This is a genomic window from Pseudonocardia sp. SID8383 (assembly GCF_009864975.1).
Classification (GTDB): Bacteria; Actinomycetota; Actinomycetes; order Mycobacteriales; family Pseudonocardiaceae; genus Pseudonocardia; species Pseudonocardia alni.
The window spans coordinates 1-1,519 of record NZ_WWFY01001154.1; the positions used below are offsets into that span (position 1 = coordinate 1).

Here is a 1,519-nt window from a genome sequence, read left to right on the forward strand (position 1 = left end):
GGCCCCGCCGGCCGGACCGTCCGAGGCCGCGACCGGGCCGTCGGGGTCCGGGCTCACGGCCGGGCCAGGTCCGCGCGCAGGCGCTCCTCGTCCACCCGGAACGAGTCGTGCTCACGACCGTCGAGCAGCACCACCGGCACCTGGTCGCCGTACTCGGCGCGCAGCTCGTCGTCGGAGTCGACATCGACGGTGTCCCAGCCGGTGCCGGTCTCGGCGCACACCCGGGCCAGCACCTCGGCGGCGTCGTCGCACAGGTGGCAGCCCACCCGGGTCAGCAGTCGTACGCGCATCTCACATCCTCGCCAGTGTCCTTCGGGCGATCTTGCCCGTCGGGGTGCGGGGCAGCTCGTCGGCGAAGGCGACGACCGCGGGCCGCTTGAACCGGGCGAGCCGGGCCGCGCAGTGCGCGGCGACCGTCTCCTCGGTGAGCTCGGCGCCCGCGACCGGCACGATCACGGCCTTGACCGCGGCGCCGGTCCGGTCGTCGGGCACCCCGACGACGGCGACCTCGGCCACCGCGTCCAGCTCGGCGACGACCTGCTCCACCTCGCGCGGGTAGACGTTGAAGCCGTTGACGATGACCAGGTCCGAGGACCGGTCGACGAGGTGCAGGTCGCCGTCGGTGTCGAGGTAGCCGACGTCGGCGGTGACGAACCAGCCGTCCTCGCCCGGGCCGCCGGAGCCGTCGGGCCAGTAGCCGGAGAACAGGTTCGGCCCGCGCACCGCGATCAGTCCGGTGTCGTCGGACGGGTCGGAGCCGTCGTCGTAGTCCAGGTCGTCCAGCGGGTCCGCACCGCGCGGCTCGGGCTCCGGTGCGGGCCTGCGCTCCATCGGCTGCCCGTCGGCATCGACCAGGCGCAGCTCGACGCCGGGCAGCACCTGCCCGACCGAGCCGGGCTTGGCCGGTCGGCTCAGGTCGTTGCTGGTGACGACGGGCCCGCCCTCGGTGAGGCCGTAGCCCTCGTGCAGGTCCAGCCCGCTCGCCGCGCGGAAGTCCGCGAGCCAGCCCGCGGGCAGCGGCGCCCCGCCGGAGGTGCACAGCCGTACCCCGGCCATCGCGGCGCGCAGCCGCTCCGGGCCGAGGTCGAGCAGCATCCGGAACATCGACGGCACCCCGGCGACGACGCTGACCCGCTCCTCGACGACCGTCTCGGCCAGCCGGTCCGGGGAGAACCGGCCGGGCAGCACGACGGTTGCGCCGGTCCAGCAGACCTGCAGCAGCCCGGCGGCGAGGCCGTAGACGTGGAACAGGGGCAGCGCCAGCAGGACCCGGTCGACCCCGTTGACCGGCGCCGGGCGGAGCGCACCCGCCTGCTCGCGGTTGGCCAGCAGCGCGCGGTGCGACAGCTGTACCCCGCGCGGGCGCCCGGTGGTGCCGGAGGTGAACACGACCAGCGCGATGCGCTCTGGGTCGGCGGGAGCCCGGTCGACCGGGGCGTCCGGGACCGGGGCGGCCAGGTCCGGCGGGCCCAGCAGCGTCGCGCCGACGCCCTCGGCGCAGCCGGCCGCGACGGCGTCG

Annotated in this window: 2 protein-coding genes; both read right to left on the minus strand. The window is 76.1% G+C overall.

The features are described 5' to 3' along the window. Nucleotides 1-53: 53 nt before the first annotated feature. The gene (locus tag GTW08_RS28185) at nucleotides 54-290 is read right to left on the minus strand and encodes a glutaredoxin family protein (protein WP_073576570.1); all 237 of its coding nucleotides are present in this window, start codon (nucleotides 288-290) and stop codon (nucleotides 54-56) included. A gap of 1 nt (nucleotide 291) precedes the next feature. Beyond that, nucleotides 292-1,519, minus strand: a 1,228-nt coding sequence (locus tag GTW08_RS28190) for an AMP-binding protein (RefSeq protein WP_161152763.1), incomplete at its 5' end; no start/stop codon positions are given.